Genomic DNA, 16,186 nt, shown 5'->3' with positions numbered 1-16,186 from the left:
CCACCCTGGCCCTGCCGTCGGCCGCGGGTCCAATGGAGATAACCGAACGCATTCAGCAGCGGGGCCGCTGAATCGCCCGGGGGCGGTCAGGAGCGGTCGGCCAGGTACTCGGTGACGCCCGGCGCCTGGTGCGCGTCCTCGACGCCCACCACGCCGCCGAGCGCCTTCGCGTCCGGCTTGAGCACGTAGGTGGACAGGGCGGCGGGCTTCGTGACGTCGGAGAAGTTCTGCGGGGAGCCGAGGCCGGTGTCGGCCTTCTTCTGCGAGCGGTGGGCCTTCACCACGTCCTCCCGGGCCAGACTGCCGGCCGCGCAGGCCTTCTTGAGGTCGGCGCCGAGCAGTTGCGCGGCGTTGTAGCCGGACAGCGTGCCGGCGTCCACCGGGGAGTCCGGGTACTTCTTGCCGTAGGCGGCCGCCATCTGCCGTACTCCGGGCAGGTCCGAGCTCACCGCGGGCGCCGCGCTCACCACGTTCAGCATGGCGAGCAGGGCCGGCGCCGCGGGGGTCTTCATCAGCTGGGGCGCGAAGCCGGGCGCGCTGCTGACGACGGGCACCCGCAGCCCGCGGGAGGCGGCGACCCCGACCAGCGAGGCCGTCTGCGCCGGACCCGCGCTGATCAGGACGGCCTTCACACCCGCCTTGCGCAGCGCCGACACCTGGGCCGACAGGTCCGTGTCGGTCGCCTTGATCTTCTGCGGCACGATCGTGAGCCCGGCCCGCCCGGCCGCCCAGGTGGACCCTTCCAGGGCGTTGGCGCCGTAGTCGCCCTCGAAGTAGACATGTCCGACGGAGTCGCCCTTGGCCAGTCCCTTGGTCCGGGTGAGGAAGTCGACGGCGGCGATCATGTCGACGTCGTAGGTGGTGCCGATGACCTGGACGGCGTCCTTGCCGAGCAGGGAGGCGGCCCACGCCTGCGGGAAGGTCAGCAGGTGGTCGCGTTCGATGTCGTCGAGGAGCGCGGCGACCACGGGTGAGCCGATGACCTGCGGCAGGGCGACGACGTCGGGGGCCAGGTCGGCGTAGGCGGTGACCGCCTTCTGCACGTCGTAACCGTGGTCCTTGACCACGATCTCGACCTTGCGGCCGCAGACGCCGCCGGCCGCGTTCGTCTCGTCGGCCCACATCTGCTGGGCCTGCACGATGGACTTGCCGAGGGTCGCGTAGGGGCCCGTCAGGTCGGTGAGGGCGCCGAGCCTGAGGGTCTTGTCGGTCACTCCCGGGCCCTCCTTGACGCCGTCGGCGCCTTCGGAACCGCCGCCGCCCTGGGCCTTGGAGCTGCAGCCGGTGGCCGTGACGAGCAGGGCCGCGAGCGCGGCGGCGAGGAGGGGGACGTGGGCGCGGTGTCTGTGCTGCGTGCGGTTCACGGGGTGGGCTCCTTGGCTCGGACTGCGGAGGCGGGCGGACGGTTCGTGGCAGCCGGGGACGGGGCGCCGGGTCGCAGACGGGCGCGGACGCGGCGGGTGAAGCCGCGCAGTCCGTCGGGGGCGTACAGCAGGACGAGGACGATGGCCGCGCCGTAGAGGTAGCGCGCCGCCTCGGTGGGGCCGACCCCGCCGTCGCCCGCGCCGGGGGCGGTCACCAGCGGCAGCTGGTCGGCGTAACGGGTCATCAGCAGGGGCAGCGCGGTGACGAACACGGCGCCCGCGGCGGCGCCGGCGACCGATCCCAGGCCGCCGATGACGATCATCGCCAGGTAGTCGACCGAGAGGGCCAGGCCGAAGTAGTCGGGGACCACCCGGCGGAAGGCCAGCGCGAGCAGGACCCCGGCCAGGCCCGCGTACATCGACGACACGACGAAGGCGGCCGCGCGGTAGCGGGCGACGTCGACGCCCATCACCGCGGCCGCGGTCTCGCTGTCGCGCAAGGCGGTCAGGGCGCGTCCCGGGCGGCCCTGCAGCAGGCCGCGCGCCGTCCACCAGGTGCCCGCCAGCAGCACGAGCCCGAGGTACCAGAGGCGTTCCTCGCCGCCGAACGGCACGCCGAGGACGACGAGCGAGGAGCCGTCGCCGGCGAAGGAGAACCCGCCGAGGGTCAGCGGGGGCACCGAGCGGCCGTTGAAGCCGCCGGTGACGGAGTCGGCGGTGAGCAGCACGTGGTGGCCCAGGAAGACCAGGGCGAGCGTGGCGACGCCCAGGTAGATGCCGCGCACCCGCCCGGCGACGGGGCTGAAGAGCCCGCCGGCCGCCCCGGCCAGCAGCACCGCGAGGAGCGCGGCGAGCACGGGCGGCAGCCCGGGGCCGGGTTCGCCGGCCAGCCAGGTGTAACCGTAGGCGCCCACGGCCAGGAAGAAGGCGTGCCCCAGGGAGAGCTGGCCGGCGGCTCCGGAGAGCAGGCCGAGGCCGACGGCGCCGACGGCGGCGGCCATGGAGAACAGGCCGATGCGCAGCCAGAAGGCGTCGAGGTAGAAGGGCGGCGCGCACAGCAGGAGAGCCGCCAGGAGCGCGCCCGCGCCCTTGGGGATGCGCTCAGACACGAGCCGCTCCCTTCGCTCCGAACAGCCCGGTGGGGCGCACCAGCAGGACGGCGACCATCACGGCGTAGGGGGCGACGTCGCCGAACCCCTCGCCCAGCACGTGCAGTTCGGACTGGTAGCCCGCGGCCAGGGCCTCGGTCAGGCCGATGAGCAGGCTGCCCGCGAGGGCGCCGGGCGGCGAGGCGAGTCCGCCGAGGATCGCCGCCGGGAACGCGTTGAGGGCGATCTGGCCGGTGGTCCGCTCCAGTCCGGGAGCGGGGAACGCGGCGAGGAACACGGCCGCCAGCGCGGCGAGGGCGCCGGCCAGGCACCAGGCGAGCATGCGCACCCGGCTCAGCCGCACCCCCATCAGGGCCGCGGCCTCCGTGTCCTCGGCCGCGGCCCGCAGGGCGAGACCCCAGGGCGTGAACCGGAACAGGGCGAAGACGCCGCCGATGGCCAGCGCGGAGACGACGATCGCGGCGATCCGGCTGTCCGCGACGGTCACGGAGCCGAGCCGGGTCACCGAGTCGCCCCAGGGGTCGCCCAGGCTGAGCAGATCGCCGCCGATTCGCCGGGACAGGTCGGTCAGCAGCACGATGTCGACGCCGATGGTGACGATGGTCTGCACATGGGCGGCCCCGGGGTCGGGGTCGCCGCGTTGCAGCAGCAGCCGGTCCAGTGCGCCGGCGAGCGCCGCGGTCGCAAGGACGGACACCGCGAGCGCGCCGGCGAATCCCAGGTCGTCGTGGAGGACGGCGGTCAGGTAGCCGCCGAACAGCAGCAGGGACCCGTGGGCGAAGTTGAGCACGCCCGACGCCTTGAAGATGACGACGAAGCCGAGCGCGACCAGGGCGTAGACCGCGCCGAGGGCGAGCCCCGCGAGAACGCTGTCGAGGAAGGCGGTCATACGGTGTCCTCTCCGGGGACGCCGAGGTAGGCGCGCAGCACCTCGGGGTGTGCGCGCACCTCGTCGGGGGAGCCGTGGGCGAGCGTCCGGCCGAAGTCGAGGACCGTGACCTCGTCGGCGAGACGCATCACCAGGCCCATGTCGTGCTCCACGAGCAGTACGGACAGGCCGAGTTGCGCGCGGACTGCGGCGATCGCCTCGGCCGTGCGGGCGCGTTCGGCGCCGTTCATGCCGGCCACCGGCTCGTCCAGGAGCAGCACGCGCGGCTCCAGGCACAGGGCGCGGGCGAACTCCACGCGTTTGCGGTCGCCGTAGGACAGCAGGCCGACGGGGGTGTCGAAGTGGGCGGCGAGGCCGGTGAGTTCGGCGATCTCCCGGGCCCGTTCGCGGTGCGCCCGCTGTTCGCGCACGGCCCGGGGCAGGCGAAGGGCGCTCGCGGCGAAGCCGGCCCGCGACAGGGCGTGCCGGCCGAGCATCAGGTTGTCGGCGACGGTGCCCTCGGTGGTGACGATGTTCTGGAAGGTGCGGGCGACGCCGAGTGCGGCGATCCGGTGCGGGGCGAGTCCGGTCAGTTCGGTGTCCCCGAGCCGGACCCGTCCGGACTCCGGGCGGTACAGGCCCGACAGGACGTTGAAGCAGGTCGACTTCCCGGCGCCGTTGGGCCCGATGAGGGCGTGCACGGAGCCCGGCGCGACGGTCAGGGAGACGGCGCCGAGGGCGGTCAGGCCCGCGAAGCGCACGGTGACGTCCTCGACGTACAGGGCGGGGGGCGGCGCAGGGGGCCGGTCGCCCGCGAGGCCGCGGGCGGTGCGGACGGTGCGGGCGTTCACGCGGCCCCCTGGTCGTCGGCCGGGTCGCCCAGGTAGAGGCGGCGCACCGCGTCCGTGCGCGCGAGCTCGTCGGCGGGCCCGGACAGCCGGACTTCGCCGACCTCGAGGACGTGGGCATGGCCGGCGAGGGAGAGGGCCATGCCCGCGTTCTGCTCGACCAGCAGGACGGCCGTGCCCTGGGCGTTGATCTCCCGGATCACCTCGGCGATCCGGTGCACCATGCGCGGGGCGAGGCCGAGGGAGGGCTCGTCGAGCAGCAGCAGCCGGGGCGCGGCCATCAGGGCCCGGCCGATGGCCAGCATCTGCTGCTCGCCGCCGGACAGCAGTCCGGCCGCCTGCCGCCCGCGTTCGGCGAGCACGGGGAAGAGGGCGTGCACCCGCTCCCGTGCCTCGCGGAGCCGTCCGGGCGCGCGCCGGCCGGGGCCGAGGCCCCCGGTGCGCAGGTTCTCCTCCACGGTCAGTCCGGCGAAGACCCGGCGGCCCTCCGGGACCTGGACGACGCCGGCCCGTACGGCCGCGACCGGGTCACGCCCGTCCAGGACGGTGCTCCCGTAGCGGATCAGACCGGCCGTGACGGCGCCGCGGTGCAGCCGGAGGGTGCCCGAGACGGCCCGCAGCAGTGTGGACTTGCCGGCGCCGTTGGCGCCCAGCAGGGCCACCACCGCGCCGTGCGGGACGGTCAGGGACACGGAGCGCAGGGCCGACAGGGCCCGCCCGTACGTCACGTCGAGCCGTTCGACGTGCAGGGCGGGCCGTTCCTGCGGGGGCGCCTGGGGCATCGCGGCTCCTCGGACCGTGCCCGTGGGCACGGCGTTCGGGGGAAGGGGAGCTCACGACAGCACGGCGGACGGGGGGCGGTACAGGCGCGGCGGCGGGGTCGCTGCGCGCGACCAACGGAGGGCGGGGCGGCTTGTGCGGCTGCCCAGGCGCGGGCGGTCCGCGCCGGGTCAGCGGGGGTACAGACCCCGCGCCGTCAGGGCGAGGCTGACCTCCATCAGGTCGGCCGGCCGGGCCAGCGACCGGCCCGTCAACTGCTCGTAGCGGCGCAGGCGGTTGAGGACGGTGTTGCGGTGGCAGTACAGCCGCTCCCCCGCCCGTTGGGCGGAGCCGTCGCAGGCCAGCCAGGCGGCGAGGGTGTCGAGCAGGACGGCCTCGTCGGCGGGCTCCAGGTTCCCCAGCGGGCCGAGCGCCCGCTCGACCAGCGCCGCGCCCAGGTCGGGTGCGGAGACCACGAGCGCGGCCGGGAGGTGCTCGGTCAGCCGGATGGCGCCGCCGGTCCGGGGGCACAGGCCCAGCGCGACGTCCGCGAGCCGGCGGGCCTCCCCGACGGCGGCGAGTCCCGTCACGGCCGTGCTGACGCCCGTCCGCGCGCTGCCCGCGGCAGGCCCGGCACCGGACGATCCACTCCCGGCCCCGGTCCCGGGTCCGGACCCGGGACCGGGTCCGGCGGTCGGCGGCCCCTCGTGGCCGGGTCGGCCGACGGTGCCGGCGTCGGCGTCCTCGCCCAGCAGGACGATGCCGTAGTCCACCTCGACGCCGGTGTGCCAGTACACGCGGGCGCCCCGCGCGAGGGCGGCGCGCGCCCCGGCCCCGTCGGTGGGGCAGCCGGCCGTCACCGCCGCCACGACGTACCGGCCCTCCTCGGGGAGGTCCAGGGCCTGCGCGGTCTCCGGCAGGTCGGCGATGCGGCTTGCGCCGTCCAGCAGGGCCCCGGCGAGTACCCGCAGCCGGTTCTCGCGCCGCCAGGCGAGCTGCCGTTCGACCTGCCGGTAGGCGTCCGCGACGAGGGTGCAGTGCTCGTCGACGAAGTTCCACACGTCGGACGCGACGTGCACGAGCAGCCGCACGTCCTCGGGAGCGGTCCGGGCGGTCTCGTCGATGAGGCCCTGCCACACCAGGGATCCGCCCAGCCGGAACGCGTGCAGCAGGGCGTCCAGCGGCAGGCCCTGCTCCGCACGGGTGGCGCCGATCCGCCACGAGCACCGGCGGGCCGCGTCCCGGCTGCCGCGCGGGTCGAGCAGCGAGGACACGCTGTGTTCCAGCGACCGGTGCACCTCCTGCCAGGTCGCGGTGGGGTCGCACGTCACGGCCGCGCGGTAGGCGGGCTCCTGCTCCTGCAGCACGGCGACCAGCCGGTCGGTGAGGCCGGCCAGGTCCTCCAGCAGCACCCGGGCGGCCCGGTGCAGCACCCGCAGGGCGTCGGCGTCGATCGGGGACCGGACGGGCTGCGGGCGCGGCCGGTGCGCGGGAGCCGCCGCGGCGTCCGCCGCGGGACGGAACACGGTCCGTGACCGTAGGGCGTGATGCATCGCGGTCCTCCCCCGGGGCCGCTGCCCCGCCGTCCGACTCGTCCTGCCCCGAAGGATGGCATACCGTCCGGTCGGTCCCTAGGGGTGTGCAGTCTTCTTTTCGGCCCGTCAGCCGTCCCGGTGACCCTCCGGACCGGCACGGCGCGCGCCCACGCCCGGCGCCGGGAAGAAACACCCCCGGACCCTCCACAGGTGGTAGCAGTGAGGACGACGCAGTGAGGACGACCCCGATCCGCACCCGGTCCGTCCCGCCCCGCCCGATCCCGTCCCCGCTCACCCCGCCCCGAGGAGACCGCAGACGTGCCGAAGCCCACCGAGAACCAGCAGAGCGACGTCACCCCCGTCGCGCTCACCGTCCGCCGGGCCGTCGCGGACGGACTGATCGGCGAGGGCCGGCCGGTCGCCGGATTCGTGGACGTGCGGGGCGTGCGGCGCAGCGTCGCCGCCCTGCACGAGGCGTTCGCCCGCACGCCGGACGTGCTGCACGCCTTCGCCGCCAAGGCCTGTCCGCTGGTCCCGGTGCTGCGCCTGCTCGCCGACGCCGGCATGGGCTGCGAGGTGGCCAGCCCCGGCGAGCTGCGGCTTGCGCTGGACGCGGGGTTCGCGCCGGAGCGCATCGTGCTGGACTCGCCGGCGAAGACCCGCGAAGAGATCCGCGACGCCCTCTCCCTGGGCGTGGCGCTCAACGCGGACAACCTCGACGAGCTCGACCGGATCGACGCCCTGCGCCCCGCCGGCTGTTCGTCCGTGCTCGGACTGCGGGTCAATCCGCAGGTCGGCGGCGGGTCCATCGGCGCGATGAGCACGGCGACCGCGACCTCGAAGTTCGGTGTGGCGCTGCGCGACCCCGGGGCCCGCGCCCGGGTCGTCGAGGCGTTCGCGCGGCGGCCGTGGCTGACCCGGCTGCACGCGCACGTGGGCTCGCAGGGCTGCCCGCTGCCGTTGATCGCGGAAGGGCTGGCCGACACGCACCGGCTCGCCGAGGACATCGACGGGCATGTCGGCCGCCGTCAGGTGACCAGTCTCGACCTCGGCGGCGGACTGTCGGTGAACTTCGCCGACGACACCGTCACGCCCACCTACGCCGACTACGTCGCCGCGCTCACCGCAGCCGAGCCGGCGCTGCTGGACGGCCGCTACCAGGTGGTCACCGAGTTCGGCCGGTCCCTGATCGCCAAGAACGGGTTCACCGCCGCCGTCGTCGAGTACGTCAAGGACGCCGGGGGCCGCCGGGTCGCGCTCACCCACGCGGGCGGACAGGTCGCCACCCGGACCGTCCTCATGCCGGACGCCTGGCCGCTGCGGATCTCCGCGTTCGGTCCGGACGGGCTGCCCAAGCGGACGCCGCTCGTGCGGCAGGACGTCGCCGGGCCGCTGTGCTTCGCGGGGGACGTGGTGGCGCACGACCGGCCGCTGCCCGCGCTCGCCGAGGGCGACCTGGTGGTGCTCCACGACACCGGGGGCTACTACTTCTCGGCGCACTGGGCTTACAACAGCCTCCCCCGGCCCGCGGTGTACGGCGCTCTGCTCGACGAGGGCAGGGTCGCGTTCGCCGTGATCCGGCCCGCGCAGTCGGTGCGGGAGATCTCCGCGGAGAACGGCTTGGCGCAGGCCGACGCCCTGCTCACGGGTTTCGACACGCCGTTTCGTCCCTGACCCTCGTCCGGCATGCATCAGCTGCCCGAATCGGAGCACTCGCCAAGTCGTCGCCTGCGAGGAGAGAACCGTGCTCTGGGTCGCCGTACTGCTTCTGCCGCTGCTGTCCGTCCTGCTGACGGTGATGGACCGGGTCGAGACCCGCCTGCTCACCCCGGCTCCCGCCCACCGGCGGCACGCCTCGCCCCGGCGGTGGCTGCGCCTGATCCGCGGCGGGGCGTCCGACGCCCCGCCCGAGCTCCCGGTGTCCGCCTCCCCCGCGCCCGAGCACGACCGGCCGTCGCAGGCCCGGGCCGCCTGATCTCGCAGGGCGGGCCGGGGGGTGACCCGCGGACGGGGGTGTGCGAGGCTCACGTCGGCATGCGCGACGCACGAGTCGTCCGTGTCACCGGCCGTTTCCTTTCAGGGAGAGTCAGCGGTATGCGCATCGGTCTGCTCGGCACCGGCCCCTGGGCGCGCATGGTGCACGCCCCCGTCCTCGCCGCCCACCACGAACTCGACCTCGTCGGCGTCTGGGGCCGGCGCGCCGAGGCCGCGAAGGAACTGGCCGGCCGGCACGGCGCCCGGCCCTACGACGACGTCGACGCCCTGCTGGCGGACGTGGACGCGGTGGCCGTCGCCCTGCCTCCGGACGTCCAGGCGCAGCTCGCCGTGCGGGCCGCCGGGGCCGGCTGTCATCTGCTGCTGGACAAGCCCGTCGCCACGACGGCGGCGGGAGCGCGGGCCGTGGTGCGGGCGGCCGACCGGGCGGGCGTCGCCTCGGTGGTCTTCTTCACCAGCCGGTTCGTGCCGGAGGCCGACGCCTGGATCGCCGAACAGGCGGACCGCGGGGGCTGGTTCACCGGTCACGCCGAATGGCTCGGGGACGTCTTCCACGCGGCGAGCGACAGCCCGTTCGGCACTCCCTGGCGCGGCGAGAAGGGCGCCCTGTGGGACGTGGGCCCGCACGCGCTCTCGGTGCTGCTGCCGGTGCTCGGAGACGTCCGCCGGGTGTCGGCCGCGGCCCACGGTCCGGGCGACACCGTCCATCTGGTCCTGGCCCACGCGGACGGCGCCTCCAGCACCCTCACGCTGAGTCTCACGGCGCCGCCCCCGGCGGCCGGCGCGGGCATCGAGCTGCGCGGCGCGGCGGGGGTGACACGGCTCCCCCAGGGCGACGCGGACGCCGCCTCCGCCTTCGCCCGGGCCGCGGACGCCCTGCTCGGCGCGGCCCGCGACGCGCGTCCCCACCCTTGCGACGCCGCCTTCGGCCTGCGCGTCACCGAGATCCTCGCGGACGCCGAGACCCTGCTGGCGGACACGGCACGCTGACTCACGTCCCCTCGAACGGTTCGTCGCTCCAACGGAACCACGCCTCGCCGCCGCCGACGTGCAGCAGGAACTCCGGAACGGGTCCGCGCGGCGAGACCAGCGACACCCGTCGCCGGATCTCGTCGTGCACCCCTTCCCACTCCTCCAGGAGCTCGTCCCGGTCCTGCTCCGCCAGTGCCAGCTCACGGGCGAACAGGGCGGCGACGGCGGCGTACCCCGGTCCCGGCACGAAGCGCCCCGACAGCCAGGGGAAGTCGGATTCCGCGACGACGATCTCGCCGACGTCCTCTCCGCCCTGCGCACCGCGCAGGTGCCAGACCTCGCCGTCGAACCCCATCACGCCCTCCTGCGCCGTGCCCGCTCGAACCGCCGGGGACAGCCTGCCACCGGGGTCCGACAGCCGGCCGTCAGTCGAGCCGGAAGTTGACCCGCTCGCGCACGACCGGGTAGCCGGCCTTCGCGAAGTGCGCCGCCATCGGGTGGTTGGTCCGGTCGGTGGCCGCGGCGATGAACTCCGCGCCCCGCTCGGCGAGGTGGTGTGTGCATTCGGCGAGCAGATCGTAGGCGTAACCGTGCCCGCGGTGCTCCGGCAGCACGCCGATGAAGCCGACGCACGGGCCGGACGGGTTGTGGGCCGGGACGTGGATGCCGGCCAGTGCGCCGTCCCCCGTCCGGGCGATCTGCCACCACTCGCGTGGGGACGGGCACCAGCGGAAGAAGTCGATCTCCTCCTGTGCGGCCCGGTCGAGGCCGCCCTCGGCGACGGCCTTCAGCGCGTGGGCGTCGAGGGTGTCGGAGTGGATGCGGCGCAGGGCGTCGAAGAACACCGCGTCGTCGGGTTCGGGCGCGAAGTGCAGACGTCCGGGGCGCTCGGGCAGCCCGCACGACGGGGTCCAGCGGTACACGAAGCGTTCCACCAGCGGGGTGTGTCCGGCCGCGCGGGCCGCCGCGTGCCGGGCCTCGGCCGCGGCCCGCAGCGCCGGGTCCGCACGCCAGTCGCCGGGCATGACCAGCTCCAGGCCGACCCGCCAGGGAGCGGTGCGCAGGAGTTCGGCGCCCGCCGCCTCCTCGCCGTCGGCGAAGTCGAACCACTCGACGGTCACGGGTTCGGTGTCGTCGGGTCCGCCCCACCAGGCGGCGCGGGCGACGACCCGACCGTCGCGCAGGGCGACCCGCTTCCACTGCGGCCGGTAGGCGGCGGCGGCGAACGCCTCGGCGGCGCGCAGCGGGTCGGGCAGGGCGTCGAAAAGATGGACGTCGCTCTCGTCGAGAGCGCGGATGACCAGATCGGTCACGGATTCCTCCGGGTCGCGTACGGCATGAGGTGCGCTCCCGGGGCGTCGGACGAACGTCAGACGCGGCACGCCGGCGTCACGGGGCGGGAGCGCGGGTCAGATGGGGACTGCATGGCGCTCGCCTCCTTCCGTGGGTGTCCGGGCGTGCGTCCACACGCTAGGGGGCCGCGCCCGACGGCGTCCACCGGATTTCTCGGCGTGCGCCGGGCGGGACCGAGGGGGAGCGTGGGGGTGTGGGAGCACAGGACGGGGACCGGCGGGGCTGGCTGCGGGGCGCACCGCCGCCCCGCTGGGTGCGGGCCCTGCCGCTGCTGCTGGCAGCGGGCGTCTGCGCCGCGACCCTGGTCAGCCCCAGCCCGCTGGACATCGGCTTCCTGCTGGGCGCGATCCCGCCGCTGGCGGTGCTGTCCTACGGCCCCGCGGTGACCGCTCTGCTGGGCGCGCTCGTGATCGTCATGCTCGACGCGCCCGCGTTCCAGCTCGACCGGCCGGGGCAGACCGACGTGCTGACGGTGTTCTTCGTCGCGGCGCTCAGCGTGTTCGTGGCGTTCGTGAGCCGCCGCCGGGACGTCCAGCTGGACACCGAGCGCACCGTCGCGGAGGCGGCGCAGCGCGCCGTGGCGCCGCCGGTGCCCGAACGGGTCGGGCCGGTGCGGTGCGCCGGTCTGTACCGGGCGGCGCAGCGCGGGACGCTGGTGGGCGGGGACTTCTTCGACGTGCGCGAGAGCGCCCACGGGGTGCGGGCGGTGCTGGGGGACGTGCAGGGGCACGGGCTGGCGGCGGTGGCGACGGTGTCCTCGCTCCTCGGGGCGTTCCGGGAGGCGGTGCTCGACCAGCCGGACCTGGAGTCGGTGGCGGCCCGGCTGGACCGCAGGCTGGTCGTGGACTCGGCGCGGGTCGCGCACGCCGAACTGTTCGCGACGGCCGTGCTGGTGGAGTTCACACCGGACGCGGACGCCGTGCGCGTCGTCGCCTGCGGGCATCCGGCGCCCCTGCTGCTGCGCGACGGGACGGTCGCCGAGGTGGACGTCGTGCCGTGGACGCCGCTGGGGCTGGGCCTGTCGGGGGGCGCCCCGGTCAGTGCCTGCGTCGTGCCGCTGCTCCCCGGCGACCGGCTCTTCCTCGCCTCCGACGGCGTCTCGGAGGCGCGGGACGCCGCCGGGGTCTTCTACCCGCTCCTGGACCGGCTGCCCGCGCTGGCGGCCGGCGCCGACCCGGCGACGACGGCCGGCCGGGTCTGGACGGACGTGTCGCGCCACTGTCCCGACGTCCGCGACGACGTCACGATGCTGGTCCTCGCCCCGACGCCCGGTGGGGTCCGCTGAGCATCTCCGCGTCGCCCTCGGCGTCGATGTGCGGCAGGAGCCGGTCCAGCCACCGCGGCGTCCACCAGGCGTGGGACCCCAGCAGGGTCATCACGGCGGGCACCATGAGCAGCCGTACCACGGTCGCGTCGATCAGCACGCTGACGGCGAGTCCGAGGCCCAGCATCTTGACGACGATGTTGTCGCTGATGATGAACGCCGCGAACACGCTCACCATGATCAGGGCCGCGCAGGTGATGACGCGGGCGGTGATCTCCAGGGCGTGCGCGACGGAGTCCTTGGCGTTCCCGGTGCGCAGCCATGCCTCGTGCACCCGGGACAGCAGGAAGATCTCGTAGTCCATGCTGAGGCCGAAGATGATCGCGAACATCATCATCGGCACATAGCTCTCGATGGGGACGTCCCCGTTGACGCCCAGCGCGGGTCCGCCCCAGCCCCACTGGAAGACGGCGACGACGACACCGTAGGAGGCCGTGATGGACAGGACGTTCAGGACGGCGGCCTTGACCGCGACGAGGAGCCCCCGGAACACGGCGAGGATGATCAGGAAGGCGAGACCGACGACCACGCAGATGATCAGCGGGAGCCGGCTGGCGACGATGTCACGGAAGTCGACCTGGGCGGCCGTGGTGCCGGTGACATAGCCCTTGGCGTCGTAGTCGGAGACCGCGTCGGGCAGCGTCGTCTCCTTGAGCCGGTTCGTCAGGCCGGTGGTGACGGCGTCCTGGGGCGCCTGGGTCGAGTAGACGGTGCCGATCAGGACGTCGCCGTCCTGGGTGGGCGTCAACGGGGTGACGGTGGCCGCGTCCGGTACGGCGTTCAAGGTCTTCTGCGCCTGGGACTGCAGGTCGGAGCGTTTGTCGGAGGGGACGGACGTCTGGTCGATGACGATCGTGAGGGGGCCGTTGGAGCCGGGTCCGAAGGCGTCGGTCATCAGGTCGTAGGCGCGCCGGTCGGTGAAGGAGGTCGGGTCGGCGCCGTCGCCGATGTGGCCGAGCTGGATGGAGAAGACGGGGATGGCGAGGATCGCGATGACGGCGACCCCTCCCCCGAGGTACCGCCCTGGCCTGCGCTCGACCCGTTTGGCGTACCGGTGCCAGGTGCCGTGCGGGGTGGCGCCGGGTGCCGCGTCGGTCTCGGCGACGGGTTTGCGCACATGCCAGCGGTCGATGCCGCGGCCGATGAGCCCGAGCATCGCGGGCACGAGGGTGAGGGCTCCGATCACGGCGGAGACGACGGTGACGGCGGCGGCGACGCCGAGTTTGCCGATGAAGGACACGCCGGACGCGTACAGGCCGGCCAGCGCGATGATCACGGTGGTGCCGGAGACCAGGACGGCGCGGCCGCTGGTGGCGGTGGCATGGCCGGCGGCCTCGGCGGGATCGGCGCCGTCGATCAGACTCTGACGGTGCCGGGTGATCAGGAACAGCGCGTAGTCGATCCCGACGCCGAGGCCGATCATGGTGGCGAGGGTCGGGGAGACGGTCGCGAAGGTGAACGCGGCGGCCAGCAGACCGAGGACGGCGAGTCCGCCCACCACCCCGATGAGCGCGGTGATCAGGGGCAGGCCGGCCGCGAGGACGCTGCCGAAGCCGATGAGCAGGACCACGACGGCCACTGCGAAGCCGATCCCCTCGCTGATGAAGTCGTTGGCCTTGGGACGGGCCAGTTCACCGAGCGAGCCGCCGTACTCGACGTCGGCGCCGGCCGCCCGCAGCGGCTGCACGGCGTTGTCCACGCCGTTCAGGTAGGCGTCGCCGAGGGTGTTGGGCTGCTGGTCGAAGCGGATGGTGATGTATCCGGTCCTGCCGTCGCTCGACACCGGGCCGACCTCGGTGGGGCTCTGCGACAGGGGGTTCTGCACCGACAGCACATGGGGCAGCTTCTGCAGGTCGCCGACCGTGCCGGACATCTGCGAACTCAGCGCGCTCAGGGCCTGCTTGTCGTCGTGCATGACGATCTGGGAGCTGTACCCGCCGGCCTGCGGGTCGTGCTCCTGGAGGACGTCGAGGCCCTTCTGGGACTGGGTGTCCGAGAGCGCGAAGTCGTCCTCGAAGGTGCCGCCGACGGCTCGGTCGATCACCTGGAGGGCGACCAGGGCCACCAGCCAGGCGATGATCACGACGAGGTAGTGGCGGGCGCACCAAGCGCCGAGCCTGCGCAGTGCCCCCCGTTGGGGTTTCCCGGCAGTGGTGGGTTCCATGAGCTGGGCCTTCCATGCCGTGCGGGGTCACCGCACAGTGGTTGGGTCGCCCCGACACAGCCCATTAGACCTCTGAGCGATCACCGCGGCATCTCGGCGGGGATGATCGGGATTGCGGGGCGCGGCCGCAGGATGAATGGTGTTAGTACATTCCTTCGGACGCGAGGAGCAGACACCATGCCGACGTCACAGCCCGGCGCCGCCCGGCCCTCGCCGGACCGCACCACCCCGGACAGCCTGCTCCACACCCGCACCGGGACCGAGGTCTCGCCGGAGGACATGGTCCTCGCCACCGGCCGCGACCTCACCCCGCGCAACCTCGCATGGGCCCGGCGCAAGCTCGACGAGGAGGGCCCCGGCGCGATCGAGAAGGTGCTCCCCTAGAACCTCCGCCGCCTCCACCGGCGCAGATCTTCCGCCGCCCTTTCCCTGGGCGCCCCCGCACTGCCAGACTGCCGAGGGTGCCCGACTTCGACATGCTCGTCCTCGGATCAGGTCCCGGCGGTCAGAAGGCCGCCATCGCCGCGGCCAAACTGGGCCGCCGGGTCGCCGTCGTCGACCGCCCCGACATGGTGGGCGGCGTCTCCCTCCACACCGGCACCATTCCCTCCAAGACACTGCGCGAGGCGGTGCTCTATCTCACCGGCCTCACCCAGCGCGATCTGTACGGTCAGAGCTACCGGCTGAAGGAGAACATCACCGTCGCCGATCTGACCGCCCGCACCCAGCACGTGGTGGGGCGTGAGATCGACGTCATCCGCAGCCAGTTGTCCCGCAACCACGTCACCCTCTTCGCCGGCACCGGCCGCTTCGTGGACGACCACACGATCGCCCTGCGGGAGGTCACCGGCCAGGAGCGGATGATCGGCGCCGAGCACATCGTGATCGCCACCGGCACCCGGCCGGCCCGCCCCGACAGCGTCGAGTTCGACGGCCGGACCATCCTCGACTCCGACAACGTCCTGACGATCGAGCGGGTGCCGCAGTCGATGGTCATCGTCGGCGCCGGCGTGATCGGCATGGAGTACGCCAGCATGTTCGCCGCGCTCGGCAGCAAGGTGACGGTGGTGGAGAAGCGGGCGGGGATGCTCGACATGTGCGACGTCGAGGTCGTCGAGTCGCTCAAGTACCACCTGAGGGACCTCGCGGTGGCCTTCCGGTTCGGGGAGACCGTGGCCGCCGTGGAAAGGCACCAGCGGGGTGCGCTGACCATCCTCGAGAGCGGCAAGAAGATACCGGCGGACGCGGTGATGTACTCGGCGGGCCGGCAGGGGCTCACCGACGGACTCGACCTGGAGAAGGCCGGGTTGGCGGCGGACCGACGCGGGCGGATAGAGGTCGACGAGCACTACCGCACACCGGTTCCGCACATCTACGCCGTCGGTGACGTCATCGGTTTCCCGGCGCTCGCCGCCACGGCGATGGAGCAGGGCCGGGCGGCCGCGTACCACGCCTGCGGTGAGCCCGTCGGGCGGATGCACCACCTGCAGCCGATCGGCATCTACACCATCCCGGAGATCAGCTTCGTCGGGCGGACGGAGGACCAGCTGACCGAGGAGCGCGTGCCGTTCGAGGTGGGCGTCGCCCGCTACCGCGAACTCGCCCGCGGGCAGATCATCGGCGACGCGCACGGCGTCCTCAAGCTGCTGGTCTCCCCCGAGGACCGCACGCTGCTCGGAGTGCACTGCTTCGGCACCGGAGCCACCGAGCTGATCCACATCGGGCAGACCGTGATGGGCTGCGGCGGGACCGTCGACTACCTGGTCGACGCGGTGTTCAACTACCCGACGCTGGCGGAGTCGTACAAGGTCGCCGCCCTCGACGCCACCAACCGCCTGCGGCAGTTGGAGCGGATGGACGACTGACCGGGGCAGCTCCCCCGCTCCACCGCGGGC

Annotated in this window: 15 protein-coding genes and 1 pseudogene; 6 read left to right on the top strand and 10 right to left on the bottom strand. The window is 74.0% G+C overall.

The window, feature by feature from the left end:
- Positions 1-86: 86 nt before the first annotated feature.
- The 6 genes from ACN6LD_RS30915 to ACN6LD_RS30890 form a co-directional block, all read right to left on the bottom strand.
- Positions 87-1,364, bottom strand: coding sequence for an ABC transporter substrate-binding protein (locus ACN6LD_RS30915; RefSeq protein ID WP_319196424.1), 1,278 nt, complete (start codon positions 1,362-1,364; stop codon positions 87-89).
- Entirely contained in the window at positions 1,361-2,473 is a 1,113-nt protein-coding gene (locus tag ACN6LD_RS30910; RefSeq protein WP_445044917.1) for a branched-chain amino acid ABC transporter permease, read from the bottom strand. Before ACN6LD_RS30910 ends, ACN6LD_RS30915 begins: the two co-directional genes overlap by 4 nt.
- Positions 2,466-3,362 carry a branched-chain amino acid ABC transporter permease gene (locus tag ACN6LD_RS30905; protein WP_319196420.1) on the bottom strand — a complete coding sequence of 299 codons (897 nt, stop codon included), beginning with the start codon at positions 3,360-3,362 and terminating at the stop codon, positions 2,466-2,468. Before ACN6LD_RS30905 ends, ACN6LD_RS30910 begins: the two co-directional genes overlap by 8 nt.
- A complete protein-coding gene (locus tag ACN6LD_RS30900; RefSeq protein WP_319196419.1) occupies positions 3,359-4,192 on the bottom strand; it encodes an ABC transporter ATP-binding protein in 834 nt (277 codons plus the stop codon). The genes ACN6LD_RS30905 and ACN6LD_RS30900 overlap by 4 nt, the downstream gene beginning before the upstream one ends.
- Entirely contained in the window at positions 4,189-4,971 is a 783-nt protein-coding gene (locus ACN6LD_RS30895) for an ABC transporter ATP-binding protein (protein WP_319196417.1), read from the bottom strand. Before ACN6LD_RS30895 ends, ACN6LD_RS30900 begins: the two co-directional genes overlap by 4 nt.
- 168 nt (positions 4,972-5,139) lie before the next feature.
- The gene (locus ACN6LD_RS30890; protein ID WP_445044916.1) at positions 5,140-6,501 is read right to left on the bottom strand and encodes a PucR family transcriptional regulator; all 1,362 of its coding nucleotides are present in this window, start codon (positions 6,499-6,501) and stop codon (positions 5,140-5,142) included.
- 300 nt (positions 6,502-6,801) lie between these two features.
- Between ACN6LD_RS30890 and ACN6LD_RS30885 the strand changes: the two genes are divergently transcribed.
- The 3 genes from ACN6LD_RS30885 to ACN6LD_RS30875 all read left to right on the top strand — a co-directional run bounded on the left by ACN6LD_RS30885 (position 6,802) and on the right by ACN6LD_RS30875 (position 9,468).
- Positions 6,802-8,157: a diaminopimelate decarboxylase gene (locus ACN6LD_RS30885; RefSeq protein WP_445044915.1), complete on the top strand. Its 1,356-nt coding sequence runs from the start codon at positions 6,802-6,804 to the stop codon at positions 8,155-8,157.
- Positions 8,158-8,227: 70 nt separating this feature from the next.
- Entirely contained in the window at positions 8,228-8,458 is a 231-nt protein-coding gene (locus tag ACN6LD_RS30880) for a hypothetical protein (protein WP_445044914.1), read from the top strand.
- A gap of 119 nt (positions 8,459-8,577) precedes the next feature.
- Positions 8,578-9,468: a Gfo/Idh/MocA family protein gene (locus ACN6LD_RS30875; protein WP_445044913.1), complete on the top strand. Its 891-nt coding sequence runs from the start codon at positions 8,578-8,580 to the stop codon at positions 9,466-9,468.
- Position 9,469: 1 nt separating this feature from the next.
- Here ACN6LD_RS30875 and ACN6LD_RS30870 read toward each other — a convergent pair whose 3' ends face one another.
- Together ACN6LD_RS30870 and ACN6LD_RS30865 are read right to left on the bottom strand one after the other, a co-directional pair.
- The gene (locus ACN6LD_RS30870) at positions 9,470-9,805 is read right to left on the bottom strand and encodes a hypothetical protein (RefSeq protein ID WP_319192376.1); all 336 of its coding nucleotides are present in this window, start codon (positions 9,803-9,805) and stop codon (positions 9,470-9,472) included.
- 70 nt (positions 9,806-9,875) lie between these two features.
- On the bottom strand, positions 9,876-10,763 hold the full coding sequence (locus tag ACN6LD_RS30865; protein ID WP_445044912.1) for a GNAT family N-acetyltransferase: 888 nt from the start codon (positions 10,761-10,763) through the stop codon (positions 9,876-9,878).
- 233 nt (positions 10,764-10,996) lie between these two features.
- On the opposite strand from ACN6LD_RS30865, the gene ACN6LD_RS30860 reads away from it, so the two are divergent.
- On the top strand, positions 10,997-12,088 hold the full coding sequence (locus ACN6LD_RS30860; protein WP_445044911.1) for a PP2C family protein-serine/threonine phosphatase: 1,092 nt from the start codon (positions 10,997-10,999) through the stop codon (positions 12,086-12,088).
- Here the strand turns inward: ACN6LD_RS30860 and ACN6LD_RS30855 are convergent.
- Complete coding sequence (locus tag ACN6LD_RS30855; protein ID WP_445044925.1) at positions 12,045-13,022, bottom strand: MMPL family transporter; 978 nt, start codon at positions 13,020-13,022, stop codon at positions 12,045-12,047. The genes ACN6LD_RS30860 and ACN6LD_RS30855 overlap by 44 nt on opposite strands.
- Positions 13,023-13,160: 138 nt before the next feature.
- Positions 13,161-14,291, bottom strand: a pseudogene (locus ACN6LD_RS30850) (MMPL family transporter); the annotation flags it as partial.
- Positions 14,292-14,468: 177 nt separating this feature from the next.
- Here ACN6LD_RS30850 and ACN6LD_RS30845 point away from each other — a divergent pair.
- Both ACN6LD_RS30845 and sthA read left to right on the top strand, forming a co-directional pair.
- The gene (locus ACN6LD_RS30845) at positions 14,469-14,675 is read left to right on the top strand and encodes a hypothetical protein (protein WP_057581840.1); all 207 of its coding nucleotides are present in this window, start codon (positions 14,469-14,471) and stop codon (positions 14,673-14,675) included.
- Between the two features lie 77 nt (positions 14,676-14,752).
- Positions 14,753-16,156: a Si-specific NAD(P)(+) transhydrogenase gene (sthA, locus tag ACN6LD_RS30840; RefSeq protein ID WP_319192368.1), complete on the top strand. Its 1,404-nt coding sequence runs from the start codon at positions 14,753-14,755 to the stop codon at positions 16,154-16,156.
- The last annotated feature ends 30 nt before the right edge of the window (positions 16,157-16,186 follow it).

It is taken from the genome of Streptomyces sp. SAS_272 (assembly GCF_052543235.1).
This window is presented reverse-complemented; position numbering and strand designations above follow the sequence as displayed.